At 29.5% G+C, this 25,447-nt stretch carries 27 protein-coding genes, 2 tRNA genes and 1 pseudogene; 23 read left to right on the top strand and 7 right to left on the bottom strand.

Annotated features, from left to right (window positions below; all coding sequences use genetic code 11):
- Positions 1-40 precede the first annotated feature (40 nt).
- Positions 41-874 (bottom strand): SDR family oxidoreductase, encoded by an 834-nt coding sequence (locus ACREVX_RS06905; RefSeq protein WP_431543430.1) that lies wholly within the window; start codon positions 872-874, stop codon positions 41-43.
- A gap of 279 nt (positions 875-1,153) precedes the next feature.
- Here ACREVX_RS06905 and ACREVX_RS06900 point away from each other — a divergent pair, with 279 nt between their 5' ends.
- The 3 genes from ACREVX_RS06900 (at position 1,154) to ACREVX_RS06890 (ending at position 4,259) form a co-directional block, all read left to right on the top strand.
- Entirely contained in the window at positions 1,154-2,107 is a 954-nt protein-coding gene (locus tag ACREVX_RS06900) for a transposase (protein WP_431543429.1), read from the top strand.
- A 392-nt stretch (positions 2,108-2,499) separates the two neighbouring features.
- On the top strand, positions 2,500-3,675 hold the full coding sequence (locus ACREVX_RS06895) for an FprA family A-type flavoprotein (protein WP_431543428.1): 1,176 nt from the start codon (positions 2,500-2,502) through the stop codon (positions 3,673-3,675).
- Positions 3,676-3,860: 185 nt separating this feature from the next.
- Positions 3,861-4,259, top strand: a complete 399-nt coding sequence (locus ACREVX_RS06890) for a hypothetical protein (RefSeq protein ID WP_431543427.1) — start codon at positions 3,861-3,863, stop codon at positions 4,257-4,259.
- Positions 4,260-4,300: 41 nt separating this feature from the next.
- On the opposite strand, the gene ACREVX_RS06885 is transcribed toward ACREVX_RS06890, so the two are convergent.
- Positions 4,301-4,477, bottom strand: coding sequence for a Spo0E family sporulation regulatory protein-aspartic acid phosphatase (locus ACREVX_RS06885; protein ID WP_431543426.1), 177 nt, complete (start codon positions 4,475-4,477; stop codon positions 4,301-4,303).
- Positions 4,478-4,852: 375 nt separating this feature from the next.
- Between ACREVX_RS06885 and ACREVX_RS06880 the strand changes: the two genes are divergently transcribed.
- The 3 genes from ACREVX_RS06880 to ACREVX_RS06870 all read left to right on the top strand — a co-directional run bounded on the left by ACREVX_RS06880 (position 4,853) and on the right by ACREVX_RS06870 (position 7,549).
- Complete coding sequence (locus ACREVX_RS06880) at positions 4,853-5,020, top strand: DUF896 domain-containing protein (RefSeq protein WP_431543425.1); 168 nt, start codon at positions 4,853-4,855, stop codon at positions 5,018-5,020.
- Between the two features lie 76 nt (positions 5,021-5,096).
- A complete protein-coding gene (hprK, locus tag ACREVX_RS06875; RefSeq protein WP_431543424.1) occupies positions 5,097-6,020 on the top strand; it encodes an HPr(Ser) kinase/phosphatase in 924 nt (307 codons plus the stop codon).
- Between the two features lie 122 nt (positions 6,021-6,142).
- Positions 6,143-7,549: an aminopeptidase gene (locus tag ACREVX_RS06870; RefSeq protein ID WP_431543423.1), complete on the top strand. Its 1,407-nt coding sequence runs from the start codon at positions 6,143-6,145 to the stop codon at positions 7,547-7,549.
- A 50-nt stretch (positions 7,550-7,599) separates the two neighbouring features.
- Here the strand turns inward: ACREVX_RS06870 and ACREVX_RS06865 are convergent, their stop codons facing one another.
- Positions 7,600-8,439: a PHP domain-containing protein gene (locus tag ACREVX_RS06865; protein WP_431543422.1), complete on the bottom strand. Its 840-nt coding sequence runs from the start codon at positions 8,437-8,439 to the stop codon at positions 7,600-7,602.
- A 326-nt stretch (positions 8,440-8,765) separates the two neighbouring features.
- Between ACREVX_RS06865 and ACREVX_RS17000 the strand changes: the two are divergent.
- The 5 genes and pseudogenes from ACREVX_RS17000 to folK form a co-directional block, all read left to right on the top strand.
- Positions 8,766-8,855: pseudogene (locus ACREVX_RS17000) on the top strand (chorismate-binding protein); the annotation flags it as partial.
- 72 nt (positions 8,856-8,927) lie between these two features.
- A complete protein-coding gene (locus ACREVX_RS06860; protein ID WP_431543421.1) occupies positions 8,928-9,050 on the top strand; it encodes a hypothetical protein in 123 nt (40 codons plus the stop codon).
- Between the two features lie 33 nt (positions 9,051-9,083).
- On the top strand, positions 9,084-9,566 hold the full coding sequence (locus ACREVX_RS06855; RefSeq protein WP_431543420.1) for an HD domain-containing protein: 483 nt from the start codon (positions 9,084-9,086) through the stop codon (positions 9,564-9,566).
- 49 nt (positions 9,567-9,615) lie between these two features.
- Positions 9,616-10,446, top strand: coding sequence for a dihydropteroate synthase (gene folP / locus ACREVX_RS06850; RefSeq protein ID WP_431543419.1), 831 nt, complete (start codon positions 9,616-9,618; stop codon positions 10,444-10,446).
- 15 nt (positions 10,447-10,461) lie between these two features.
- Entirely contained in the window at positions 10,462-11,277 is an 816-nt protein-coding gene (folK, locus tag ACREVX_RS06845; RefSeq protein WP_431543418.1) for a 2-amino-4-hydroxy-6-hydroxymethyldihydropteridine diphosphokinase, read from the top strand.
- A gap of 138 nt (positions 11,278-11,415) precedes the next feature.
- Here folK and ACREVX_RS06840 read toward each other — a convergent pair whose 3' ends face one another.
- Positions 11,416-11,874 carry a DUF4883 family protein gene (locus ACREVX_RS06840; protein WP_431543474.1) on the bottom strand — a complete coding sequence of 153 codons (459 nt, stop codon included), beginning with the start codon at positions 11,872-11,874 and terminating at the stop codon, positions 11,416-11,418.
- Positions 11,875-12,125: 251 nt separating this feature from the next.
- On the opposite strand from ACREVX_RS06840, the gene ACREVX_RS06835 reads away from it, so the two are divergent.
- The gene (locus tag ACREVX_RS06835; protein ID WP_431543417.1) at positions 12,126-12,638 is read left to right on the top strand and encodes an N-acetylmuramoyl-L-alanine amidase; all 513 of its coding nucleotides are present in this window, start codon (positions 12,126-12,128) and stop codon (positions 12,636-12,638) included.
- Positions 12,639-12,691: 53 nt separating this feature from the next.
- On the opposite strand, the gene fliB is transcribed toward ACREVX_RS06835, so the two are convergent.
- A complete protein-coding gene (gene fliB, locus ACREVX_RS06830) occupies positions 12,692-13,915 on the bottom strand; it encodes a flagellin lysine-N-methylase (protein WP_431543416.1) in 1,224 nt (407 codons plus the stop codon).
- 231 nt (positions 13,916-14,146) lie between these two features.
- Between fliB and ACREVX_RS06825 the strand changes: the two genes are divergently transcribed.
- Positions 14,147-14,356, top strand: coding sequence for an aspartyl-phosphate phosphatase Spo0E family protein (locus tag ACREVX_RS06825; RefSeq protein ID WP_431543415.1), 210 nt, complete (start codon positions 14,147-14,149; stop codon positions 14,354-14,356).
- 380 nt (positions 14,357-14,736) lie between these two features.
- Here ACREVX_RS06825 and ACREVX_RS06820 read toward each other — a convergent pair whose 3' ends face one another.
- Entirely contained in the window at positions 14,737-16,515 is a 1,779-nt protein-coding gene (locus ACREVX_RS06820; RefSeq protein WP_431543413.1) for a methyl-accepting chemotaxis protein, read from the bottom strand.
- Between the two features lie 806 nt (positions 16,516-17,321).
- A tRNA-Leu gene (locus tag ACREVX_RS06815) sits at positions 17,322-17,408 on the bottom strand.
- A gap of 400 nt (positions 17,409-17,808) precedes the next feature.
- Here ACREVX_RS06815 and polA point away from each other — a divergent pair.
- From polA to ACREVX_RS06765, 10 genes are all read left to right on the top strand, one after another.
- Entirely contained in the window at positions 17,809-20,424 is a 2,616-nt protein-coding gene (gene polA / locus ACREVX_RS06810) for a DNA polymerase I (protein WP_431543412.1), read from the top strand.
- Between the two features lie 49 nt (positions 20,425-20,473).
- Positions 20,474-21,088 carry a dephospho-CoA kinase gene (gene coaE, locus ACREVX_RS06805; RefSeq protein WP_431543411.1) on the top strand — a complete coding sequence of 205 codons (615 nt, stop codon included), beginning with the start codon at positions 20,474-20,476 and terminating at the stop codon, positions 21,086-21,088.
- Positions 21,081-21,653 (top strand): lytic transglycosylase domain-containing protein, encoded by a 573-nt coding sequence (locus ACREVX_RS06800; RefSeq protein WP_431543410.1) that lies wholly within the window; start codon positions 21,081-21,083, stop codon positions 21,651-21,653. Before coaE ends, ACREVX_RS06800 begins: the two co-directional genes overlap by 8 nt.
- Before the next feature lie 121 nt (positions 21,654-21,774).
- Positions 21,775-21,856: transfer RNA gene (locus tag ACREVX_RS06795), tRNA-Leu, on the top strand.
- A gap of 127 nt (positions 21,857-21,983) precedes the next feature.
- Positions 21,984-22,115, top strand: coding sequence for a hypothetical protein (locus ACREVX_RS06790; RefSeq protein ID WP_431543409.1), 132 nt, complete (start codon positions 21,984-21,986; stop codon positions 22,113-22,115).
- Positions 22,116-22,283: 168 nt separating this feature from the next.
- The gene (locus ACREVX_RS06785) at positions 22,284-22,784 is read left to right on the top strand and encodes a hypothetical protein (RefSeq protein ID WP_431543408.1); all 501 of its coding nucleotides are present in this window, start codon (positions 22,284-22,286) and stop codon (positions 22,782-22,784) included.
- 222 nt (positions 22,785-23,006) lie between these two features.
- Entirely contained in the window at positions 23,007-23,519 is a 513-nt protein-coding gene (locus ACREVX_RS06780; protein ID WP_431543407.1) for a GNAT family N-acetyltransferase, read from the top strand.
- A 94-nt stretch (positions 23,520-23,613) separates the two neighbouring features.
- On the top strand, positions 23,614-24,324 hold the full coding sequence (locus ACREVX_RS06775) for a hypothetical protein (protein WP_431543406.1): 711 nt from the start codon (positions 23,614-23,616) through the stop codon (positions 24,322-24,324).
- Positions 24,325-24,594: 270 nt separating this feature from the next.
- A complete protein-coding gene (locus ACREVX_RS06770) occupies positions 24,595-24,855 on the top strand; it encodes a DUF4321 domain-containing protein (RefSeq protein WP_431543405.1) in 261 nt (86 codons plus the stop codon).
- 10 nt (positions 24,856-24,865) lie between these two features.
- Positions 24,866-25,441, top strand: coding sequence for a Maf-like protein (locus ACREVX_RS06765; protein WP_431543404.1), 576 nt, complete (start codon positions 24,866-24,868; stop codon positions 25,439-25,441).
- Positions 25,442-25,447 lie beyond the last annotated feature (6 nt).

Raw genomic sequence — 25,447 nt, 5'->3', positions numbered from 1 at the left:
GCATCAAAAAAAGACTAGCTATAAGGCTAGTCTTTTTTTGTTATTGAATGCATTTATCGATGTAATATTTCAACCTATCATTCCATTCAGGAATTTTAATCCCTAAAGATTTTTTAATATGAGAATTATTAGAGCATGTGTACTTAGGTTCTTTTATGATGTTGGATAAAAGTTTATCAGAGCTTACAATTAGAGGGATATTTAGATTGCTAAATTCAATTATACTATTAATAAGTGTTGACTTTGATAAACAACCTTCACTAGTATAGTTATATACCCCATATTTGTTGGTTGCTAACAGTTCTTTAATTACTAGGGTCAAGTCTTCAATATAAGTTACACATAGGGTAGGATTTGAAAATAGATAGACTGCTGTGTGGTTGCCTTTTATGAGTTTTCTAACAAAACAATCATTACCTCCAAATATAGTTGAAGTCCGGACAATAAAATACTTTTCACAAATTGTTTGTATTAATTCTTCACCCCCTAGTTTACTCGTGCTATATGCATTTATAGGAATACATTCATCAATTTCATTATAGGGGGATGAACTTTTATCACCGTATACATCAGTGCTAGACAGATAAACTAAAGGTATGTTAAGCCTGTTGCAACAAGTGGCTATGTTTAAAGTTCCGACAGTGTTTACGTCATAAGCTAAAGTCTCATTATACTCGCATATATATTTATTTGTTATAGCTGCGGTATGAATAACAACGTCAGGTTTTAATATATTTAGAGTCTTCTCAGTAGATATTTTATCAGTTACGTCAAGTTCCGCTTTATCTAACCCATATACAGTATGTGATTTTGACAATTCGGAGGAAAAATAAGTTCCAACATTGCCTTTTGCACCAGTTATTAAAATATTCATAGATACCTCCTAAAAGTTCATGATATTAAAGTATATGATGGAGTATGTTTATTATTAAAGAAATTTCAAATTTTGTGAGGTGGGTGAGGGTAATGAGGTAATTAGTTAGATAGGTAGGTAATGATTGGGGACAGTTCTAATTGATAAGAGAATCAAACATCTGAATATTGGGGACAGTTAACAATTATTAGACTATTCCATGCAAGTATGAAGATACATGAATATCATCTCATTTTAAAGGCAAGAATATAAAAAAGTCTGAGAGGAGAGGTGATTTTTATGCCAAGAATGGCAAGAGTAAAAACAGAAGAGTCTGTATTTCATATTATGTGCAAAAGCATTAGTGAGGTGCAGCTATTTAGGGATGGGGAAGATAAGAAAAAGTACTTATCTCTTGTAAAGAAGTATAAAGAATTGTACAAATTTAAAATTTACGGATATTGCATTATGGATAATCATTACCACTTGGTAATTGATGCTAATGGTTCAGATATTTCAAAGGTTATGCATGGAATAAATCTTTCATATGCTATGTATTTTAATAGAAAATATGAGAGAGAAGGACATCTTTTTAAAGAGAGATTTAAGAGCAAAATAGTTGATAATGATAAGTACTTAAAGACAGTATCTCTATATATACATAATAATCCTACTGATATTGGCGAATATAAAAAATGTCCGGATAAGTATGGGTTTTCTAGCCTTTCAATATTTTTAGGGAAACGACGAGACTCCTTTAATTTAGTGGATTATGGATTTGTTTTAAATCTTTTTGGTAGTGACATCAAAAGTGCAAGAAAAAACTATCATGATATTATTTTTGGGTGTAATGAAAACAAATCAGATGATGAATATGCATTTAGAGAAGAGTTTATAGAAGAATTTAAAGAAGAATTTGAATTTGAACATGAAAAAACAGAATATAGAAGTGAAAGAACGATAATTATAAGAAACTTTAAGCCAGAAGACGTAGTAGAATTTGTAGCATTAAGGATGAATATATCAAAGAGTAAAATTTCTATTAAATATAGTAGAGATATTGTTGAAGCTAAGGCACTAATAGTTGTGTTAATGAGAAGTCTCTGCAATTTTAGAGTAAGAGATATATGTAAAGTGCTTGGTAATATTACACAGGCGAGAGTATCTAAATTGAGTAGTATAGGTATTGGATTTATTGATAATAAAGAAAAACATAAAAATATTATCGAGGAATTTATTAAATGCTATGCATAATAGATTTAGTTTAAGCAGAGTAATTAGAGTTATTTAGAGCGCTTTTTTATACATGAAAATTGAAAAAAATAATTTAATAATAAAAAATATTTTTAACTGAATAAATTGGACAAGCATATGGGAAAATAAGTTTATTTTAAGATTTAACATATAGATAATAAAAATATAAGATTGTTAACTAAAAGTAAAGGCAAAAAGATAAAAGTTTTACAAGATGACTATAAAAAAACAATGGCTTAAAAAAGTTAACCGTCCCTTATTATTCATTAGTTGAACACATTTCTTAAATGTGGTAAAATGTACTATATGGAAAAACAACAATATCGTATATGTTTATAGTAGATGGTAATAATAATGGTATTTACTAAGGAGACTACAAGGAGGATTTTATAATGAAAACAACAAAACTTAAAGATAATATATATTGGGTTGGAGTGAATGATGCAAAGCTAAGAGTATTTGATATTATAATGGAAACAAAAAAGGGAACTACCTATAATTCATATTTAATCGATGACGAAAAAATCGCTATAATAGATTGTGTTAAAACTGGTTTTTTTGATGAGTTTTTAGGTAAAGTAAAAGGTGTTATTGGAGAGAAAAAAGTAGATTACTTAATTGTACAACATACTGAACTCGATCATAGTGGTTCTATAGGAAAGCTTTTAGAAGTTTATCCAGAAGTGGTTATTATTGCTTCAAAAGCTGCTATAATGTATTTAAAAGAGATTATTAACAAAGACTTTAATAGCATACCAGCAGTAGGTGAGTTATCACTTGGTAAAAATACATTACAATTTATTTCAGCTCCAAATCTACATTGGCCTGATACTATGTTTACATATGTTAAGGAAGAAAAAATATTATTTACTTGTGATGTAATGGGTTGTCATTATTCACCAAAAGAGTGCATAACTGATAATTGCTCTGGTGAGTATTTTGATGAAATGAAATATTATTTTGAAGTTATAATGGGACCTTTTAAAAAGTTTGTAAATATGGGCTTAGATAAAATTAAAAATTTAGAGCTAGATATAGTAGCACCAAGCCATGGCCCTATACATATGAATGATATTAAGATGTATATAGATCTATATAGACAATGGGCTAAAGTTTACGAAATTAAAGAAAAAAATATACAAATATTCTATGTTTCAGCATATCATAACACCGAAACTATGGGAGAATATATAGCTAAGAAAATTAATGATAGTGGAGTAAAGGCAGAGGCTCATGAAATAACATCTATGGATATAGGTGATATTGTAGAACTCATTGAAAAGGCGTCTGGGATAATGATTGGTTCACCAACTATTAATCAAGATGCTGTTAAGCCTGCTTGGGACGTTCTATCACTTGTATGTCCAATTACTAATAGAGGTAAAGTAGCATCAGCCTTTGGTTCATTTGGATGGAGTGGAGAAGGTGTTCCGATGCTTACACATAGATTAAAGTCTTTAAAATTCAAAGTAATTGAGGAAGGATTTAGATTTAAATTTGTTCCTGACACTAAAGAATATGAATTGGCTGATAAATTTGTTGAAGACTATTTAAAACTTTTAAATTAAATATTTAAAAGTAATTAATCAAATGTAAAAAATTTATATTTGGTTACGCAAGTTAAATAATAAAAAAGGAAATATCACTTTATGTGAAATTTTTCTTTTTTTTTATAGGAAATAAAAGAAAGCTAAAATAGAATAAGTAGAGTTTGTAAATGAGGACTTACTAATGATGTATGGAGGCGATATATTTGAATAAACAATATATAATTAATTTCTTAAATCAAAATGATTTAAAAGATATAGTTGAAATTGAATATAAAAAAGAAACTATAGCATTAAAATTTAAATATATTTATGATGATGTAGAAATGGAAGCTGCATCGTCTTATGCAAATGAAGAAGGGGATATTAAACAAAATAAAGAAGAATGGTATGAAGAATTTTTCCTGATTTATCTTAGTGATATTGCTGCTGATAATGTTGAAGATATCATGGAAGAGTGTGCTGAGAAAATGGAAATTGAATACGAATTCATTGGTTGTGATATTTCCCAAGAGGCTTATAAATTTAATGAATTCGCTGTAGTGTTTTATGATAAAGATTCAAATATTGATACAGATGATATCTTAATTGAATTAGATATATAAAATTATATTTAAATGTATATTTATGTTGACAAATAGATAAATCAAGCCACTTGTTTGTAAGTGGCTTTGACTTTCTGATATTTCACTATAACTTCATCTAATTGTTGACTACAAGTTATAACCATTTTATCTGTAGGTTTTCTGAAAGTTAAAAGAAAATGTAATACCATTCTTAATGACTCTAATTCCTTTTCTATAATGTTTAATTTTAGATTCATATTATTTATCCCTCATCTCCTTATTTTTGTTTTTGTGGAGTAAACATATGATACCATATTATTCTATGAATGTTAAATTTTTAAATACTCATTAAAACTTAAAAATATACAAAATAAACCATAACATCTAATAAAATATAAAAAATAAATGGTAAAATATTACACGAAATCCCATGTAGATGTTTAAAAAAGCTATTTGGTATAATATGTAAAAGGCGAAAAAAGTCTTAATTCTCTTGTAATATATTTATATTAAGTAGCATATGTTTAGTTTTTACTATTTATGAATACAATACTTTGGTATAATTAAAAAGATGGATATAAAAAAGTAAATAAAGAATATAAAAAAAGTTGAATTAATATGGGAGTGTTATTATGAGTGTAGACGAATTGACAAGTAGGATAAATTACCTTTATAAGAAAAGTAAAGAAGAAGGACTTACGGAGGAAGAAAAATTGGAACAACAAGAATTAAGACAAAAATATATAGACAATGTTAAAAACAATTTCAGATCTCAATTAAATACCATAAAAAAAGTGTAACTTGTTTTTAATAATAAATAATAAATAAACGACGGTAAATAATAGATTTACTAATTAGTAGAAATGAGGAATTCTAATGGCTGTTACTATAGAGGATTTAATAGAGCATTTTAAGTTAGAGGTTTTAGCACGTGGAGAAAAGGGTAAACAAATTGATGTTAGTGATATTAACAGACCAGGGCTTCAAATTGCAGGGTTTTATGAGTATTTTGGTAATAAACGAGTTCAATTAATAGGTATGGCAGAGTGGAGTTTTTTGGATTGTATGGAGGTAGACCTTAGAAAGAAACGAGTAAAGAAATATTTTAAATTAGATACGCCTTGTGTTATTATCACTAGGGATTTGGAACTTCATAAAGAAATCCTTGAGGCTGCACAAGAAAATGGACGATGGCTTTTAAGAACGAAATTAATCTCTACAAGATTTATTAGTAAACTTACGAATTACTTAGATACGAAATTAGCACCAGAAACTAGGCTTCATGGTGTTTTGGTGGATGTTTACGGTATAGGAATATTATTAAGTGGAGAAAGTGGTATAGGTAAGAGTGAGTGCGCATTAGAACTCATAAAGAGAGGTCATAGGTTGATTGCGGACGACGCAGTAGACATTAAAGAAATTGATGGAGTCTTACTAGGACATTGTCCATACATAACCTCCGGGATGTTAGAAGTTAGGGGAATGGGAATAATAGATGTTCCTGCAATTTATGGTATGAGTTCTGTTTTAAATACAAAAACTATTAGTTTGTACCTCTCACTTACTCAATGGAATGAGGGTGAAGAATATGATAGACTTGGTATAGATAATCAATATATGGATATTCTAAATGTACATTTAAGAAAAATAACAATTCCAGTTAGACCGGGTAGAAATATTGCAGTTATTATTGAAGCAGCTGCAGCTAACTATAGGTATAGTCTTAATTCTAAGATCACGCCTGTTGAAACTATTAATATGAGAATAGAAGAAGTAAATGCTGCACGTAAAAATGAATAGGTAACAAACAGACTGGAACTGATTTAATTGTTATTTTGTGATAGGTTTTGTATTTGTAATTTAAGGTAATATTTAGTAGAATAGTAAATGCGGAAAATATTTGTACTATGGAGGTTATAAAAATGTCTGATGTTAAAAGTTTAGAAAAAAAATATGAATTAGCTTGGGATAAATATTCTAAAAGTGACTTAAAAAAAGTGTTTTCATTATCAGATGATTATATAGATTTTATGTCAAAATGTAAAACTGAAAGAGAATGTGTAACAGAGTTTATTTCACTTGCTAAAAAAAATGGTTATAAAAATATTGACACATATATAGAGGCAGGAACAAAGCTCAAAGCTGGTGACAAAGTTTATGTAAATAGTATGGGAAAAACTTTGGCGTTATTCTTAATTGGTTCTGAACCTATTGATAAGGGTTTTAAAATTTTAGGGGCACATATTGATTCTCCTAGACTTGATTTAAAACAAAATCCACTTTATGAGGATTCAGATTTAGCATTAGTTAAAACACATTATTATGGTGGAGTTAAGAAGTATCAATGGGTTACAATTCCTTTAGCTATACATGGAGTTATTGTTAAAAAAGATGGTACTGTTGTAAATGTAGTAATTGGAGAAGATGAAAAAGAACCAGTAGTTGGAATTTCAGACCTTTTAATTCATTTATCAGCAGATCAAATGAAAAAGACTATGGACAAAGGCATTGAAGGCGAAGATTTAAACGTGTTTATGGGAAGTATTCCAGTAGAAGACAAGGAAGCTAAAAATAGAGTTAAGTTAAATATATTAAGACTCTTAAATGATAAATATGGAATAGATGAAGAAGATTTTGTATCATCAGAGCTAGAAGTAGTACCTGCAGGAAGAGCTAGAAGTTATGGTTTAGACAGTAGTATGATTATGGCTTATGGACATGATGATAGAGTGTGTGCATATACTTCTTATCAAGCATTGATGAACATTAAGGAAACAGACAAAACTTGTATTGTTATACTTGTTGATAAAGAAGAAGTTGGAAGTATTGGAGCAACAGGAATGCAATCAAAATTCTTTGAAAACACAGTAGCTGAGATTGTTGATTTAATGGGTGAGTATAGTGATTTAAAAGTGCGAAGAGCATTAGCAAATTCAAAAATGTTATCGTCAGATGTAAGTGCAGCATATGATCCAAACTTCCCATCTGTTATGGAAAAACGCAATGCAGCATATTTTGGAAAAGGAATAGTTTTAAACAAATATACTGGAGCTCGTGGAAAAAGTGGATGTAATGATGCAAATCCAGAATTTATTGCTGAGCTTAGAACTATAATGGATAAACACAATGTTTCTTGGCAGACATCAGAACTTGGTAAAGTGGATCAAGGCGGCGGGGGTACTATTGCTTATATATTAGCTGAGTATGGTATGCAGGTAATTGATTCAGGAGTTGCTCTTCATAATATGCATGCGCCATTGGAAGTTGCAAGTAAGGCAGATATTTATGAAGCACTCAGGGCTTATCAAGCATTTTTACTAGAAATATAAAGAAATAAAGCATAATGATAGAAAAAAAGGGGATGTGAAAACATCCCCTTTTATGAATCTAATTTTTTTACAAACTTTTTTAAATCATCAGTGCTTAAGGAAACTGAGCCAACTTGACCATGACCATGACCTGTGTCTGATTCTGAAATTCCATGAAAATCAGAACCGGCAGTAATAAATTTATCATATTCTTTAGATTTCGATTTTAACAGAGATTTTTGCTTTTTTGTATTTATTGGATAAACTGCTTCAACACCGTCAAAATCAAGATTTAACATTTCATCTATAGAAGATTTCTTGATGAGTACAGGGTGTGCAAGTACAACTAATGCATTAACTTTTTTTAAAACGCTTATGCCATTAGCTGTTGAAATTCTCTTAATGTGAACATATGCAGGGCTGTCGTTTGAGAGGAAGTTATCAAAAATATAGTTCCAATCATATTTATAACCAGCATCAATTATTGACTTGGCTATATGTGGCCTTGCTATTACTCCTTGAGCTAAATCTAGAACCTTTTGATAATCTATTTTTAGTTTGAAAAATGTATCTAAATTTTCAACTATTTTTTTAGCTCTCAGTATTCTAAAATCATCGATATCCTTTAGAAATTTCTGAAATTCAACATCTTTATATTTATCATCTTTAAAATAACCTAAAATGTGAATGGTTTCATTATTGTGAATAGTAGATAGTTCTATACCAGGGATTACCCTTATATTTTCGTTTAAACCTTCTCTAATTCCTTCTTCAACATTCATTGTAGTATCATGGTCAGTTATTGCAATAATATCCAAACCACTTAAAGAAGCCTCATGAATTAGTTCTTTAGGACTTAGTTTTCCATCAGAAGCATTTGTATGAAGATGGAAATCACCTTTGTTGTACATATAATCACCTCAAATTTAATGTTTAACTGGAACATATTAAGCATTTATCATGCCAATATGCTAGTTTACGTTTATGTGTCTAATACTATTTTAACCAATAATGGCTAACATATAAAGGCTTTTCAATAAATAGTTATTATTAATAGCTAATTATTAAATAATAAAGAAATTTGATATAGATGGTTATAGTAACTTTCAACGATTTAATTTTAATGATTTTGTTAAGGTTATTTGCTTGAAGGGGTATAATTCCATCCTGAAGCAGGACTTACAGAACATGGACATGAACTTCTTAAAAATTTTATTAATGAAGTTAAGATTTAAGGGTAGGTGGTGGGATAACTTGGGATTCAAAAAAAGACTTTGAATATGACGAGACCTTAGACAAAGCAAGGGCACTTATACGAGTTCTATAAGATGGTAAATAAATCTATATAATTCATCGCGAAGTTTTACAATTGCGATGAGGGTGCATCTGGGAGGGTATTATGATATTGTTGAATGGTAACTTAAGTCAGGAAAAAATATATTTAGATAGACAAAGTCAGATGATATCACAAATAAAAAGGTATTATGATAGATATGTAGAAAATTATAAGGAAGACGAATAGAGATTACTCTAAAGGGGTGGAAACAAAAATCCGATGAATAATAAAATAGATTTCATTATAGAAAACCATAGCTTCCAGTATAATTTAAGGAAGATTGAAACATTAGAAATAAATAGAGAATTTTGCAAACATGATATGCAGCATTTTTTAGATGTGGCAAGGCTCATGTACATAATAAATTTAGAAAATAATTTAGGTTTGCCTAAATACATAATTTATACTGCGGCGCTTTTGCATGATATAGGTCGTGGAGAAGAGTATGAAAATGGGATTGATCACAATATAGCTAGTGTGCACATTGCTAAAAAAATATTACTAGAGTGCGAATATGATGTAAGTGAAATAGATGAAATTTTGAAGGCTATAGGTGACCATAGAAATGATAATGGAGAGCTTAATACTTTAAGTGATGTATTATATAAGTGTGATAAGCTTTCAAGAAATTGTATTTACTGTGGTGCTACAGATAAATGTAAATGGTCCATGGAGAAGAGAAATTCTAAAATAACATACTGAAAGTTTTAAGTTACATAAAATAAAAAATGACATAGAGAGGACAAAATATATGAGAATAGGCAGCAAGGAGTTTGAGATAGGTAAAAGAACTTACATAATGGGTATTTTAAATGTTACACCTGATTCTTTTTCAGATGGTGGGAAATTCAATGATATTATTTTAGCGGTAAATCACGCGAAGCTAATGGTTGCAGAGGGCGCAGACATTATTGATATTGGTGGGGAATCTACAAGACCAGGACATGATGTAGTTAGCGAGGAAGAAGAAATTAAAAGAGTAATCCCGGTTATAGAGGCTTTAAAGAGGGAAATAAGCGTTCCAATTTCTGTTGATACATATAAAGGCAGAGTTGCAGAGCTTGCCTTAGAGGCAGGGGCAGATATGATTAATGATATCTGGGGATTTAAGAAGGACGCATATATTGCAAAGGTTGCAGCTAAGTACAATGTACCTTGTTGCTTAATGCACAATAGAGATAATAAAAATTATAATAACCTAATAGAAGATGTGTTAAAGGATTTAGAGGAAAGTATAATAATTGCATTAGATGCAGGAGTTAAAAGAGAAAATATAATGTTAGATCCAGGTATTGGGTTTGCAAAAAGCTATGAGGATAATTTAAAAACTATGAACAACTTAGAACAGCTAAATACTTTTGGGTTCCCGATATTACTTGGAACTTCAAGAAAATCCATGATAGGAATTGCACAGGGACTAGATACTAGCGAAAGGCTTGAGGGAACACTCGCAACTACGACTATTGGAATAATGAAGGGATGTCAATTTATAAGGGTACATGATATTAAAGAGAATAAAAGGGTTTGCGTCTTAACAGATGCTATTTTTAGAAGAGAACCTAAGAAAATACCTTATTTGTAAAAAGGAGAGAATACTATGGACAAAATGTACATAAAAGATTTAGAAGTTTACGCTAACCATGGTGTTTTTCAAGAGGAAAAGACCTTAGGACAACGTTTCTTAATTTCACTGGAACTTTTCGTAAGTTTAAGAGAAGCAGGAATCACTGATAACATAACTAAAACTGTTCATTATGGTGAACTTTGCCATAAGGTAGAGGAAGAATTTAAAAAGGAAAGTTATGATTTAATAGAAAAAGCTACAGAAAAAGTAGCCGAATTTATACTTCTAAATTATGATTTAGTTCAAAGAGTAAAAGTTAAAATAAAAAAACCTTGGGCTCCTATTGGTAGGCCCTTGCAATACGCCGCGGTAGAAATTGATAGAGGTTGGCACGTTGCATATATTGGTATAGGTGGAAATATGGGTGACAAGGAGAAGAATGTTAAAATGGCCTTAGAACTTATAAGCAATTCATATCATAGCAAAATAACAAAAATATCAAAACTTTATGAAACTAAGCCAGTAGGATATTTAGAACAGGATGATTTTTTAAATTGCGCAGCGAAGGTGAAAACACTTTTGAGTTCATTAGAGCTTGTAAGATTTCTGTTATCTATAGAAAAGGATTTGAAACGTGAGAGGGTCATAAGATGGGGTCCTAGAACAGTTGATGTGGATGTGCTATTATACGATAATGTTATTAGTTCAATAGACGAGATAATATTGCCTCATCCAAGAATGCATGAGCGGATGTTTGTGTTACAACCACTTAGCGATATAGCTCCATATGTTATTCATCCAATTTTAAATAAAACTATAATTCAATTGAAGGAAGCTTTAATAAAATAATAACATCTTCGAACTAGTTTTGAAGATGAATGAAAGGAGATAAAAGCGCATCATGCTTTTATCTCCTTTTAAAATTCTAAACAAAGAGATTTAAGGAAACAAGGAATTAAATATACATTAAGACTTCTAAATTATAACTTATTCAGGCATAAGATATTTACAAAGGCCATAAAGATTATAGGCTTTGTACATTTTACTTGTGTCAATGTAATCTATAATGAAGTCACCATCCCAAGGAGATATAGATATATATTTTTCATCATAAATATTTACCACATATTTGTTTTCGCTAAAGGTTATGAATATTTTATATATTGGTTTAGCTGGAATTCCTTCCGGTTTAGTTATAAAACTTTCATTAGTTAATGAATTGAAAAATTGTGATACAGTAGTTAAATCTTCTTTTGAAAAATCTTCTTTTCTATAAAAATTCATATATAAGGCATAAAGCTGCGTAGGTGTTTCAAGGGATAAATCTTTCATTAATAGTTGAGTGTAATAATAATTCGTTGGTTTACTTTTATTGAAAATATTACTCTTTAAATTACTTTTATTTAAATTGTAGTTACAACCGAAAAGACTTATAGAAAAAAGCATACACATTATAAGCAAAATAAATTTATTTTTATTAATATTCAAACAAACACATCCTTTAACAACATTGCAAATCTGCAGGTAATCTGTAGCTCTGCAAACAATGAATAACACAGCAGATGATTGACAGCTCTTGTAAATAAAATATGTTGAATAATTAATTTTTAGTACACAAAATCACCACATTTGCATATTTTAAAGTAAGAGCCAAAAATCTGCTTACAATTAATGGTTAAAGTAGAGGAGGGATTATTTTGAAATATGGAATTGATATTGGTCATAACTGTCCACCAGCAGACATGGGATATGTTGGCATTAAAAAAGAAGATGAGTTAAATAGAGAAGTTGGAACGATGGTTATGGAAAAGCTAAAATTACTTAAGCACCAGGTTGTTAAGTGTACTCCTAGAGGTGATTCTAGTTTGACTAATTCTCTTTATAGGAGAGTAATGAGTGCAAATGAAGAAGAAGTAGATGTTTATGTATCTATCCATTTTAGCGGCGGACGAGGACACGGAACGGAAGTATTTGCAATATCAAAAGAGAGCAGAGCAATTGCTAAAAGAGTTGCCATAGAGATTGCAAAATTAGGTTATAATAATCGAGGGGTAAAGAACGGCAGCTTTTTATATGTGCTAAAAAATACAAAAATGCCTGCAATTCTTGTTGAAGGTGGATTTTTAGATTCTAAAGAAGATATGGAGAGATTTAATGCTGGGAACATTGCAGATGCTATTGTAAATGGTTTAATAGGAAGTGTTGTATAACTATATAAAATTAAAATCCTTAGTAGATTAAGATCTATTAAGGATTTTGTACTTTATATAAGTATTTTAGCAAATTCCAGATTATCCAATTTATTTTTTTTAATATAATCTAGAGAGTTAACTAAATAAGTTTTGTGATGTTCTATGGTCTTTGAGAAGGATTGGATAAATTCAACTATATTTTCGCGGCTATCATTTTTATTATATAGACACATCCCAGTTAAATAAAATCTAATAAATGAATATCTTGTTAAAAGCATAATATACCCATCAAATATAGATTCTGTTTCAGAAAATGGAAACATATTGTTATAGATGAAATTCACCAAATAATTTTCGAAAATATAGCTATATTTATTCATGGGATTTTCAGTATAATTCTCAAATGCTTTTATGTATAATTCTGAATTAATATTTCGGTCCTCTCCTTCATCAAACTTGAATGCAGTTATAATTTGATTAGTATATTCTTTAAAAGAGGGACTATCCACTTCTTTAGATACATTTAATAAACCCATCATTATTTTGAAAAAATCTATTTGAGAAATATAATCTAATTTATTCTTTTTATAAGAATGACTAAACGAATTCATGTTATATTCCTTAATAAATTTAGGGATATTATTATTCTTATTTTTAAGTTCTTTTTCTAATATTTTTAAAAAATCACCTAATATATAAAGTCTTTGATTTAAATCGAATTTTCTGTTTTGTATTATTTTAATACTTAAATCTCTAATTTCTTTAAAATATTTTACAGGTGAATTACTATATTTTTTAGATTTAGTATCGATATCACTTGATATTATATGTTTTCCTAAAGGTTCAACACTTTCTTTAAATTCTATTCCTTCTTCTTTTAACAAAAGAATTCGTGCAGCTTCAGGACAAGCAACGTCTAGGGATATTTCATACCATCCATCTATTTTATTTGTTATTCTAGGAAAAGATGTGCAAACATTTGATAGATATTCTTCTCCCAGCTTAGAATAAATTATACAATAATTTTCTTCATCTAAAAAAGGACATCTTCTCGTTCCTTTCTTTAATTTTACTTTTCCGTAATCTACATCGGCACTTAGGTAATCTTCATTATTATGGACGTTTTTTTGAAACATACGCTTCATTTCTTTGTCCTGAACTTTATAATACTGTCTAAATGTAGTCTTATCAATATCGATATCCCATCCAATGCAACAGCTGTCAGTGCAAGTTCCACCTATACATTTAAATTCTTTAAGATATCCTGGATATTTCATTTTTATAATTTTCCCCATTGTATACTTCCTTTACATATGAATTACTTCAAGTTTTTCGCTCCATATACAGTTTACTATAGTATATTAAGTTTGTCAGATGAATTATCATTACCGGTGTATTAAGTTTAATTTTAATAGGAATATTTTTCTGTGTATAATATATTTATTATTGAAATATAAAATTAACCCTTCCAATTTGAGTAAAATGATGTATAATGTAGATACGAACATATGTTTTGGAGGGGTAGTATGAAAATTGTAGTAAAACCAATTGAGGTTATATTTGTAAGGAACACTAAGAGCAGTATTGCACCTTTGTTGAGTACACAAATTGAATTACTTAGAAATAAATTAGAAAAATTAATAGAAGTTACAGAAAGTCTTATCGATAGTGAAGTAATTTCTTTAAGTCAAGAATTGGACAAGCTTATTTTACGGTATTATTTAAGTATAAATTAGCAGGTATGATCATATATGATAGAAACTAAAAAAGTCTATTAATATAGGATCTATTTTTTTATACTTTTAACATATAATAAAAACTGACAAGTTTCATCAAAAAAGCTAAAGTTATTTTATTAAAGATAGATAATATAATAGAAATACTTTTAAAATTATTAATTAAAGGTAGTATTTATAAATTTAAACGGAGGAAAAAAATGAAATTAAGGAAAAAAGTAAAATTGGTTCAGGGAACTCTAGCATTGGTATTGGTAGCATTTGTGGCTATCAAAAGTTTATGACAGGCCAGAAAAAATAAGTCTACATTTCCTTAATTAATATAAAAGGAGTGTAGACTTATTTTATTGCTCTAATTGCTTTAATAAGGTTCTTACAAGTTACATTTTAAATTTGTTTACCAATGCTTCAAGCCCATATGATATATCCTTAAGTTCTTCACTAGAAGTGGATACACCCTTCATACTTTCAAGTTGTTCATCCATAGATGCTGAAACCTCTTGCGTAGCAGCAGCGGCTTCTTGTGATACTGCTGAAATAGATTCAAACGAAATAACAATTTTATTCTTATCCCCATCTACTTTTGAAATATTCTCAGTTAGTTCGCTGATCTTTACTAATGTATTATCAATAGAGGTTTCAATAATCTTAAACGATTGATCTGTTTCCTTTAAAGCTTCTTCTACCTCTTTGACTATTTGATTTCCGATATTCATGTTACTTGTTGCGCTATCTATCTCATTTTGAATTTCATCAATTACCTTACCTATTTCCTGAGCTGAAATAGCAGTTTGTTCAGCAAGTTTTCTTACTTCGTCTGCAACTACTGCAAATCCTCTTCCAGACTCTCCAGCCCTGGCTGCTTCTATAGCTGCATTTAATGCCAAAAGGTTAGTCTGTGCTGCTATTGCTTGAATAGAACTTACAATTTTACCAATTGAACTTGATTTTGTTGAAAGAGTACCAATATTCCTTGAGACTTCCTGCGATGCTGCATTATTCTTTTCAAGTTTATTTTTTAAAACTTTAAAAGTAGCCTCACTACTTTGATTCACTAATTTTACCTCTTTAGAAAACTTTTTTACCTGCGAAGAGCTTTCTACTGAGATATCTATTTCATTTGCGAGGCTAGATAGATTTTCTGCTATTTCTTGAGAATCACTTGCTTGTGTTACAGAACCTTTAGCTAATTCTTCTACAGTTTGTGTAACAGCTTCAATTGAAATAACAGTCTCTCCTGTAGATTGAGACAACTGGTCTGTAAAAGTTAATATCTCATTTGAGTTGTTTTTAATAAGTGTAATAATATTTCTAAGGTCTTCTCTTAAGTTAGTTACAGATTTTCCTATCTGGCCAGTTTCGTCTTTATATGAATTAATTTGTTCAGATAATTCTTTATCGATAACTAAATCAAGATTTGCCATTTTATCTAAAAGTTTTGTAATAAGTAAAATGGGTTTTGTTATCTTTCTACTAAAATACCATGCAAAAGCTGAAGAAATAACTACTAGAAATATGATAATGCCTAGAAGTAAAATTAAGCTTTTTATAAATTGATCATTAAGGTCGTTTTGTTTTGCATTTACAACATTATCAATATCATTAGTATAATTTCCTGTACCAACAATCCACTTGAAAGGTTTAAATTCTAAACTATAACCCCTTTTAGGGAGTGCAATAGTTTCACCTTTTTTAGGATACCAGAAATCAGTAAATCCTCCGCCATCTTTCATGCCATTTGAGATAATATCTTTTATGAGAAATTTACCCTTTACATCTTTAGTATTGTATCTATTTGTTCCTTCTGTACTAGTACCATTTAAAACAACATTTATACCATCTTCAGTATCTGCCCAAAAATATCCATCAGTACCAAAGCTTAATCCTCTTAATTGATTTGCTCCAAGTTTTTTAGCTTGATCAATGGTGATCTCTTTGTTAGTAACTCTTTTATTTATGCCCTCGAGCATTGAAATTGCATTTTGAACTTGATACTTAATTTGGGAATCAAAGTTATCCCTCAGTGTTTTATCTAAACTTGACACCATAGCTTTATTGGTATTGTTATTTTGTATTATTACGTAGGTACCTATAATTGCTGCTGTTAAAATTACTATAGATACAGTCATTAATATTATCTTTGTACTGATTTTTTTCATATTAATCCCCCCATAATTTTTTAAAAACAAATTATAACTTTAACAATTATGTAAAAAGCGAAATAGATTATATTATATTTGGGTATGAGCATTGGACCTATTGCTAATTTAGTAATCAGTAACCTGTTATCAATGCTTCTATCCGATTAATTGATAACAATAACTTAAATTAATACAGCTCCTCTCATTCTTAAACTGTTTCATTTATATTATCGAAACTAAAAGGTCAAATCTTTAGGGTTTTTGTAGAAATTAATTTATAATCTTACAAATAATTAAAGATGGATATTTTATTTTTTTGTATTTGGCGTAGAGCCAACATTTACGATTTAACTATACTAGTAAAATAGATAGTTGAAAAAAATTTAAAATAACGTATAATTGCTTTAACACATATACTGCATCTTAAAATAAGTGAAGAATATTTGTTGAAGAGGTGAGAATATGAATGAAATAATAAAAGAAGAAATATCAGGCAAGGGTATAAATAGATACTATGTTAGAACCCTTGAAAAATTAGGTAAATAGTTTATATTTTAGAACTTAAATCCTGAATTTTAATATTAGCGAGTTTGTCATATAGTATTACATGACAAACTTGACTAAAGGGCTACAATCATTACAATAATATCGATACAAGGCATTGTTGAAAATTAATGTCTTGTTTTTTATTTATATATTTTTTGAAATAGTAAACATGCCGGAGATGATTTAATCTAGTAGTACCAATTATAGTACCAAAACAATAAAAAAGACTGTATCACATAGCTGTTAAACTAAGTGATACAGTCTTTCTTTAAACTATATGGTGCCGAAGGCGGGAATCGAACCCGCACGGTATTGCTACCTCTGGATTTTGAGTCCAGCGCGTCTGCCAGTTCCACCACTTCGGCATGCCTGACAAAAAATATTTTACCATATATTTATAATTAATGCAATAGAAATATATATATTTATTATAAATGTGTATATTTTAAGATTTTATGGTTCTTTTTTACTTGTAAAATTATTTAAAAGGTTTGTTAGTTTTTAGGTCGTAATATGGGCATAATATAGTAGAATCATTTTTAAATGAAAATAAGGGTAAATTTTACTAGAAATTAAGGATATAATATGCTAAAATTTTTAAATGGGGAAAGTCTCATAAAAGAGCCTAGACTGGCATAAAAGTTAGAATAAAAGGCAACATGTAAGTAACACGGAAGTTGATATTTTTAATTACCCAGTATATTATAAAATAGAACATAACGTTAAATATAAAATTATAAACATAGCAGAAAGAAGGGATTTACAATGTCTAAAGAAAGACTTTTAATTTTAGATGGTCATAGTCTTATGTATAGAGCCTTTTATGCATTACCAGCTTTAACAAATTCGGATGGAATATATACTAATGCAGTTTATGGGTTTACATCTATGCTTTTAAAGATGAAAGAGGAATTTGAGCCAGACTATATTGTTACAACATTTGATAGGCGAGCACCTACATTTCGTCATGAGGAATACACAGAATATAAGGCAGGCAGGAAAAAAATGCCTGATGAATTGCAAGGACAGTTCGCTCTAGTTAGGGAACTTTTAGAGAAAATGGCTATAGATATTTTTGAATTAGATGGTTACGAGGCAGATGATTTAATAGGTACATTATCTGTAATTGCAGAAAAAGAAGGCCTTGAGGTTTATATAGTAACAGGAGATCGAGATGCGCTTCAGCTTGCTACAGATAATGTTAAAGTTGTAATAAATAAAAAAGGAATGTCTGAGAAAGAAATATATGATAGAAAACGAATGATAGATGAATTTGGAGTAACTCCTTCAGAATTTATTGATGTAAAAGGATTAATGGGAGATGCTTCAGACAATATTCCAGGGGTACCAGGAGTGGGTGAAAAAACTGCTTATAAGCTTATTAAAGAATATAAGAGTATAGAAAATGTTCTTATGAATATTAATAAAATTAAGGGCAAAAAACTTGTGGAGAATTTAACAACTTACAGTGAACAGGCTATTTTTAGTAAAAAATTAGCTACTATTATTACATGTGTTCCTATGGAAATAGATTTAGAGTCAATTAAATCAAAAGAAAATTACGATGTGCGAGCTGTAAAAGATTTGTTTTATAGATTACAATTTAAATCTTTGATAGATAAAATAGCAGATGATGAAAATTCCACAGAGGAGGTGTTTTCTGCGGATTTTGAAGTAATAGATAAGTTAGAGGGCCTCGAGGCCATAACTCGCGATATTAAGGACACTATTTATATAATTTTTGATATATCTTTTGCCAATGTGTTTTCTAAAATGTGTGTAGATAACATATATATTAATTACAAGGAAAAAAACTATATTGTAAAGGTTAATGAATTATTTGAAGAAAATGAAGAAAAAACTATAAATAATTTAAAAGCAATATTTGAGAGCACTGATATTAAAAAAGTGACTCATAACGTAAAAAGTGCTTATACTGCTCTTAATAAAAAGGGAATTAAATTGCATGGAATGCAATTTGATACGGAGCTCGCAGCTTATTTGCTGGACTCTGCTAAAAAAGAGTATAGCCTAGAAACTCTTATTGATACTAATCTTAGAATTAGTATTAAGGGAGAGGGATTTGAAAAAGAAATTAATAAAGTAGCATTACTAAAAAGACTTTATGAGATATTAGAGGGGAAAATTAAAGAGTATGAAATGGAAGAACTTTTATACAAGGTTGAACAGCCTTTAACAGAAGCTATTTCATATATGGAGGCTGAAGGGTTCACAATTGACAAAGATAAACTAGCAGAACTTGGCGTTAAATTTGCAGTCGATATAAAAGAAATGGAAAGCACTATTTTTGATTTAGCTGGAGAAGAATTTAATATAAAATCTCCAAAGCAATTAGGGAAAATATTATTTGAAAAGTTAGATTTACCTGTAATAAAGAAGACAAAGACAGGATATTCAACTAATGCTGAAGTTTTAGAGGCACTAGTAGATAAACATCCCATTATCACAGAAATTACTAGGTATAGAGGACTCACAAAGATTTTTTCTACGTATATTGAGGGTCTACAAGCGGTTATTGATACAGATTGTAGAATACATTCAAACTTTACACAAACAGTCACCACAACGGGAAGACTCTCAAGTACAGAACCTAATTTGCAAAATATACCCATAAGAAATGAAATGGGCAGAGCTATAAGACATGTATTTATCCCACATAATGATCAGTGCGTTATTTTGTCTGCAGATTATTCACAAATAGAACTTAGAGTACTAGCTCATATAGCTAAGGATGACAATTTAATTGAAGCTTTTATAGAGCATAGTGATATTCATACTAAAACAGCATCTGAGGTGTTTAACGTTCCTATAGATGAGGTTACAAAGCAGATGAGAAGTAATGCTAAAGCTGTAAACTTTGGAATAGTATATGGTATTGGAGAATTTAGTTTGGCAAAGGATTTAAATATATCTAGGAAAGAAGCTAAAACATATATAGAGACCTATTTTGAAAGGTATCCGAATGTTAAAAAATACATGAAAGATATAGTAACTCAAGCTGAGGAAAACAGTAGCGTGACTACAATATTGAATAGGCGTAGATTTATCCCTGAAATAGTATCAACAAATAAAATGGTGAAGGCGTTTGGGGTAAGACTTGCGATGAACACACCTATACAAGGTAGTGCAGCAGATATTATAAAACTTGCTATGCTAAATGTATTTGATAAATTAAAGGATGAGGGACTTAAAAGTACCTTGATTTTGCAAGTACACGATGAACTAATATTAAACGTGTATAAAGATGAACTTAAGCAAGTTGAGGATTTAGTAAAGGATCAAATGGAAAATGTTATTAAGCTTTTAGTACCTTTAGAGGTAGAGATAAGTACTGGAGAAACTTGGTATGATGCTAAATAACTTAGTGTTGACATTTTTAAAATCAACTATAAAAGTGGAGGATAAGAAAATGTTAAAGGTTGGAATAACTGGTGGAATAGGTAGTGGAAAGAGCACTATAACAAATATGTTAAAAGAAAAATGTTTTCCTATAGTTGATGCAGATATTGTAGCAAGAGAGGTTTTTGAAATCTACCCTGAGATGGTTAGCGCAATTAAAAAAGAATTCGGTTGTGAGTTTTTTGATAAAAGTGGAGAACTTAATAGGAAAGAATTTGGAAATTATATATTTAAGTGTGAGATTTTAAGGAAAAAGCTTGAAAATATTATGATGCCTTACATAAGACGAGAAATAAATCATAGAATGAAAATATGTGAGGATGAAAGTTTAAGGCTTTGTTTTTTAGATGCTCCTACTTTAATAGAAAACAATTTTCAAACTAGTATGGATATAACTATATTAGTTTGGGCGAGCAAAGAAGTTCAAATAAAAAGGGTCATGGACAGGGATAAATTAAGCCTAGATGAAACAATGGATAGAATAAGAGCTCAAATGCCAATGGATGAAAAAAAGAAGTTTGTTGATTTGATTATTGATAATGATGGAAGTATTCAAAATACAATGTCACAGTTAGATTCAATTATTACGCAACTAGAAAGGTTAGATGTGGAAAATTATGTTTAAAAAAGTAATAAGTGTTTTATGTATAGTTATTTTGGCTCTTGTTTTAATTAATATAAAAACTATTTTTAAAATGTTTTACCCAGTAAAATATGAAGAGCAGATATTCAAGTATTCAGAGAAGTATAATGTAGACCCTGCATTGGTTATAGCTGTAATAAGAGCAGAAAGCAATTTTGATGAAAAAGCCACTTCTCATAGAGGGGCATATGGGCTTATGCAGATAATGCCTGATACTGCAACTTGGATTGCAGAAAGTATGAAATTAAAAGATTTTAATGTTGAAGAATTACATGATAAGGAAATTAATGTAGATATGGGATGTTGGTACATTAACAATTTAAATACTGAATTTAATGGTAATATAGACTTGGTACTTGCAGCTTATAATGGAGGGCGTGGTAATGTTCAAAAGTGGCTTAAAAATGCAGAGTACTCAAGTGATGGAAAAACATTAAATACAATACCTTATGAAGAAACAGATAAATATGTTAAGAAAGTTAAAACAAATTATAATGTTTATGTGAAAATATATGGTGAGAAGTTAAATAATCTACAAGTTAAGTAGCAATAGTGTATAAAAATATTGACAATTTATATTAAACTGATATATAATCAATCTTGTAGTCATAAGGGTTGCAAATACATATGACTATGAGATTAATCCCTTGTAGTAAAAAAACATATATGCGATAGTGGCGGAATGGCAGACGCGCACGTTTAAGGGACGTGTGGGAGACCATACGGGTTCAAGTCCCGTCTGTCGCACCAAAGATTTTTATTTTTGGATAATTAAGCAAAGGCGGGAACGCCTTTTTTTAGTTAGCTAGATTTATTATTAAAAATATGAATGTTTAAAAGGAATACGGGGAAAATAACATTTAAAGAGGTGTTATTTATGAAAAACAAAAATGTTAATGTTAATGATAAGCAGGATGAGTCAATTAAGAATAAAAAGAGCAAAGAAAGCAATCCAGTAATTATGAATGGTGACAGTAACATGAGAAAACCGGTAAGAGGATTAAAGTAGTTAGAATTATAAATAGCGAGAGTTATAAAGGGGTTGTCTCTTAAAATGATTTTATAATCATTTAGGGTCAGTCCCTTTCTAATATTTACTTGTAAAAATTAGTATCAAAACACGACTTCTAGCATAAATTGATAATGTATTAGTAATATCAGAATAGGGAGGGCAATTATGAAGCTAGAGGATGGAAATATTGAAGATATAGACATGGAGGATGAATATGATATGGTTCCACTAGAACCTATGATGTATGGATGTGGTCAAATGAATATGATGCCAAATATGGAAATGGGTAGGCAGGATTCGAATTTCGGTATGAGGAACTCATGTTGGGGGATGAATCAAAGTGCACCAGTAGATCCATGGGCGAGAGTGAGTCAATTTGATAATGAAATGTTTGAAAGTGGTTTTAATCCAATGGGAACGATTTATGATGAGAAAACTGAAAGTGACTACGAATATGAGAGTGAAGATTCCATGCAACTAGATAAGTATCAAAATAGAGTACCTGTGCAGGGTCAATATAATGATGTCGAATCCATAGTATTTAGAATTGAAAAATATAATCCAATAATATTTAAACGTTTGACTAGATGTGGTATACCATATACAGAGGTGAAACAGATAGTTAGAAGAATTGTTAAATTATCACTTATGCATAGAGATGAATAAAAAGTAGTCTGTGAACAACATAAAAAAAATACACAAAGCATTTATTAAATAACCCTATAAACTTATGGGGTTATTTAATTATAATATTGAAGGAAATTTAGAACAAACGTAGAATCTAATTACTTATAAGGCTGAGTATTAATATTGTAGCTCCGCAGGATATAATTTAATAGTAACAAAAGAAGAAAATTTTAGAAGGAGCAAAAATAAAGAGGTGTAAACATGTTTAACATAGATATTAAGTTTGACGATATTAGTATAGTAAATGTTGAAAAAGAAGATGTGGTTAAAATTAAAAATTGGATTAATAATCAATATGTACATAACATAGATGATGGGCTAAAATATGATATTCATGAATTTTATGAAAGATATCTCGAATATTATGTAAGTGAAGGCGAATTTTTTCTTAAAGTACTATTTACTGGTGAACTTGTAGGAATTATAAAAGGCAGGATAGAGTTTAAAAATCCCAATGAAGTTTGGATTATGTGTTATTTGATAGAACCTAGAATGCATGAGGCTGATGTATCAAGTAGAATCATTAATGAATTTTCAAGGCATTTATATAATAATTATGGGATGTATAATTTCTATGCTTTTGAAAAAGTTAATAATAATGAAATGCTAAAATTATGGAAAAATAATAATTTCAAAATAAGCAGGGTCACAAGTAACTTTTTAGAGATAGATAGCAAAAATAAGGACCTGTTAATATTAAAGAAAATAATTTGACTCAAATATAATATATTTTTGATTTTTCATTCTAAAATGTCTTTATTAGCAATAATATTCTAAATAGAGATCTATTAAGTTAGGGGATGATAAAGTGAGATATACTAGATATAATTATAAGGCACCTAAAAAAAGAAATAATAATTTTATAATTATTATTACATTAACATTAATAGTAGCTATTGCGTTGGGAACGATTTTTTCTAAACTACTACCTAATAACGCAACAAGTGCCGAGGGAAATAGTACCAAAGTAAGTTTGGAAAATGACAGTGTAGATGATTCTAAAACGGCGACCACTAATGTAAAAGATTATGTAGCCTTGCAATGTGGCGTTTTTAGCGTTAAAGCTAGCGCGGTGTTACTAAAAAATAGCTTAACGGAATTTGGTACACCATTTATAATTGAGGAAAATAATATGAGTAGAGTTATATTGGGTATTTACCCAAAAGATGGTATAGATAGCGTGGTTAAGGAACTTAACGCAAAAAAAATAAGTTTTGCTAAAATTAATTATAAATTAAGTGCTGCTGATTCAACTAGTGCTTTAACCAATGAACTTATAAGTGCAGACATAAAAATATTAAACAAACTTTCAGAGAAAAACACTGGAGCGTATACAACCGATGCACTTAAAAAGTGGATGCTAACGCTAAAAGGTGCTGATGAAAAAAGTGGGAATTATAGTAATATGAACGAGCTAAAAGTATATTTAACGGCACTTCCTGTGAAAATTGAAAAGGGAAAAACAGAAGAGGGATATATTTACATTTATAATTTTGTAAAAAAACTAGTGAAAACATAGAAAATCTTTTATTTTTTATAATAATTTTCAAATTAATTTAATTATGATTGAAATTGATGGTAAATGACATAGAATTCTTCAAATTCATAAAAATGCAAATAGATTATTTTAATCTATTTGCATTTTGTGTATTGAAAAAATAGATATTACCTTAATAATTTCATGAAATTAAATTATTAACTTTTTTTGAATAATAATTTTATACACTTGTGCAACAATTTATTAAATGTTAAAATGTATAAGATATATAAGTAAAGTGGGGGGTACAAATTGAAAAGTGCAGAAAAAAGAAATCCGTATTTTATTTTTTTTATAATGATAGGAGCTATTTCTGGAAGTTTTATAGGGGAACTAGTGGGGAATAATATCGGTGCACTCAAATTTTTAAAGAGTACCTTTACCATAGGGATGAGTAATCCTATGCTTATAGATCTGAAAGTGCTTGCAATAAATTTCGGTATAAATTTTAATATTAATATTATGTCTATAATAGGTATTATTTTGGCAATAATATTATATAAGAAATATTAGGAGTGATGTAGTGGATATAATTTTAGCTTCTGCATCGCAGCAAAGAGCTGAACTTTTAAAAAGAATAACTAGTAATTTTAAGGTAATGGCAAGTGATTTTGAAGAGAGTGACATAATATTTTCTGGAAATTGTGGAGATTATGTTATGACTTTAGCAAAAGGAAAAGCTTGGGCTATTAGTAGTAACGTAAAAAAAGCATCTATTATAATAGGGTGCGATACTATTGTTTACTTGCGAGGCAAAGTGCTTGGGAAGCCTAAAGATAATCTTGAAGCTTTTAAAATGCTTAGTGATTTAAGTGGGAATACGCATGAGGTATATACCGGGATTGCTTTAATAAATACTGTAACTCAAGAAATTAGTACTGAATATGTTTGTACACATGTGAAATTTTCAAAATTATCAGAAAAAGAAATAAATAATTACATAGAAACAGGAGAAGCGCGTGGAATGGCTGGAGCTTATGGAATACAAGGAGCAGCATCTTTATTTGTTGAAGAATTAAGAGGTTGCTATTATAGTGTTGTGGGGCTACCAGTGAACAAATTGTATTACATGTTAAGGGAGATGGGGGTCAATCTATAAAGGAGT

Source organism: Clostridium sp., from assembly GCF_050717545.1.
In the GTDB taxonomy this organism is placed as follows: domain Bacteria; phylum Bacillota; class Clostridia; order Clostridiales; family Clostridiaceae; genus Clostridium_AD.
The sequence above is the reverse complement of the archived record's forward strand: the minus strand, read 5'-3'. Positions and strand labels throughout refer to the sequence as shown.

Excerpts from the sequence above, each read along its gene's own strand:
- ACREVX_RS06905 (WP_431543430.1), bottom strand. The coding sequence starts at position 874 with ATGAATATTTTAATAACTGGTGCAAAAGGCAATGTTGGAACTTATTTT.
- ACREVX_RS06900 (WP_431543429.1), top strand. The coding sequence starts at position 1,154 with ATGCCAAGAATGGCAAGAGTAAAAACAGAAGAGTCTGTATTTCATATT.
- ACREVX_RS06895 (WP_431543428.1), top strand. The coding sequence starts at position 2,500 with ATGAAAACAACAAAACTTAAAGATAATATATATTGGGTTGGAGTGAAT.
- ACREVX_RS06885 (WP_431543426.1), bottom strand. The coding sequence starts at position 4,477 with ATGAATCTAAAATTAAACATTATAGAAAAGGAATTAGAGTCATTAAGA.
- ACREVX_RS06880 (WP_431543425.1), top strand. The coding sequence starts at position 4,853 with ATGAGTGTAGACGAATTGACAAGTAGGATAAATTACCTTTATAAGAAA.
- hprK (WP_431543424.1), top strand. The coding sequence starts at position 5,097 with ATGGCTGTTACTATAGAGGATTTAATAGAGCATTTTAAGTTAGAGGTT.
- ACREVX_RS06870 (WP_431543423.1), top strand. The coding sequence starts at position 6,143 with ATGTCTGATGTTAAAAGTTTAGAAAAAAAATATGAATTAGCTTGGGAT.
- ACREVX_RS06865 (WP_431543422.1), bottom strand. The coding sequence starts at position 8,439 with ATGTACAACAAAGGTGATTTCCATCTTCATACAAATGCTTCTGATGGA.
- ACREVX_RS06860 (WP_431543421.1), top strand. The coding sequence starts at position 8,928 with ATGATATTGTTGAATGGTAACTTAAGTCAGGAAAAAATATATTTAGAT.
- ACREVX_RS06855 (WP_431543420.1), top strand. The coding sequence starts at position 9,084 with ATGAATAATAAAATAGATTTCATTATAGAAAACCATAGCTTCCAGTAT.
- folP (WP_431543419.1), top strand. The coding sequence starts at position 9,616 with ATGAGAATAGGCAGCAAGGAGTTTGAGATAGGTAAAAGAACTTACATA.
- folK (WP_431543418.1), top strand. The coding sequence starts at position 10,462 with ATGGACAAAATGTACATAAAAGATTTAGAAGTTTACGCTAACCATGGT.
- ACREVX_RS06840 (WP_431543474.1), bottom strand. The coding sequence starts at position 11,874 with ATGCTTTTTTCTATAAGTCTTTTCGGTTGTAACTACAATTTAAATAAA.
- fliB (WP_431543416.1), bottom strand. The coding sequence starts at position 13,915 with ATGGGGAAAATTATAAAAATGAAATATCCAGGATATCTTAAAGAATTT.
- ACREVX_RS06825 (WP_431543415.1), top strand. The coding sequence starts at position 14,147 with ATGAAAATTGTAGTAAAACCAATTGAGGTTATATTTGTAAGGAACACT.
- ACREVX_RS06820 (WP_431543413.1), bottom strand. The coding sequence starts at position 16,515 with ATGAAAAAAATCAGTACAAAGATAATATTAATGACTGTATCTATAGTA.
- polA (WP_431543412.1), top strand. The coding sequence starts at position 17,809 with ATGTCTAAAGAAAGACTTTTAATTTTAGATGGTCATAGTCTTATGTAT.
- coaE (WP_431543411.1), top strand. The coding sequence starts at position 20,474 with ATGTTAAAGGTTGGAATAACTGGTGGAATAGGTAGTGGAAAGAGCACT.
- ACREVX_RS06800 (WP_431543410.1), top strand. The coding sequence starts at position 21,081 with ATGTTTAAAAAAGTAATAAGTGTTTTATGTATAGTTATTTTGGCTCTT.
- ACREVX_RS06790 (WP_431543409.1), top strand. The coding sequence starts at position 21,984 with ATGAAAAACAAAAATGTTAATGTTAATGATAAGCAGGATGAGTCAATT.
- ACREVX_RS06785 (WP_431543408.1), top strand. The coding sequence starts at position 22,284 with ATGAAGCTAGAGGATGGAAATATTGAAGATATAGACATGGAGGATGAA.
- ACREVX_RS06780 (WP_431543407.1), top strand. The coding sequence starts at position 23,007 with ATGTTTAACATAGATATTAAGTTTGACGATATTAGTATAGTAAATGTT.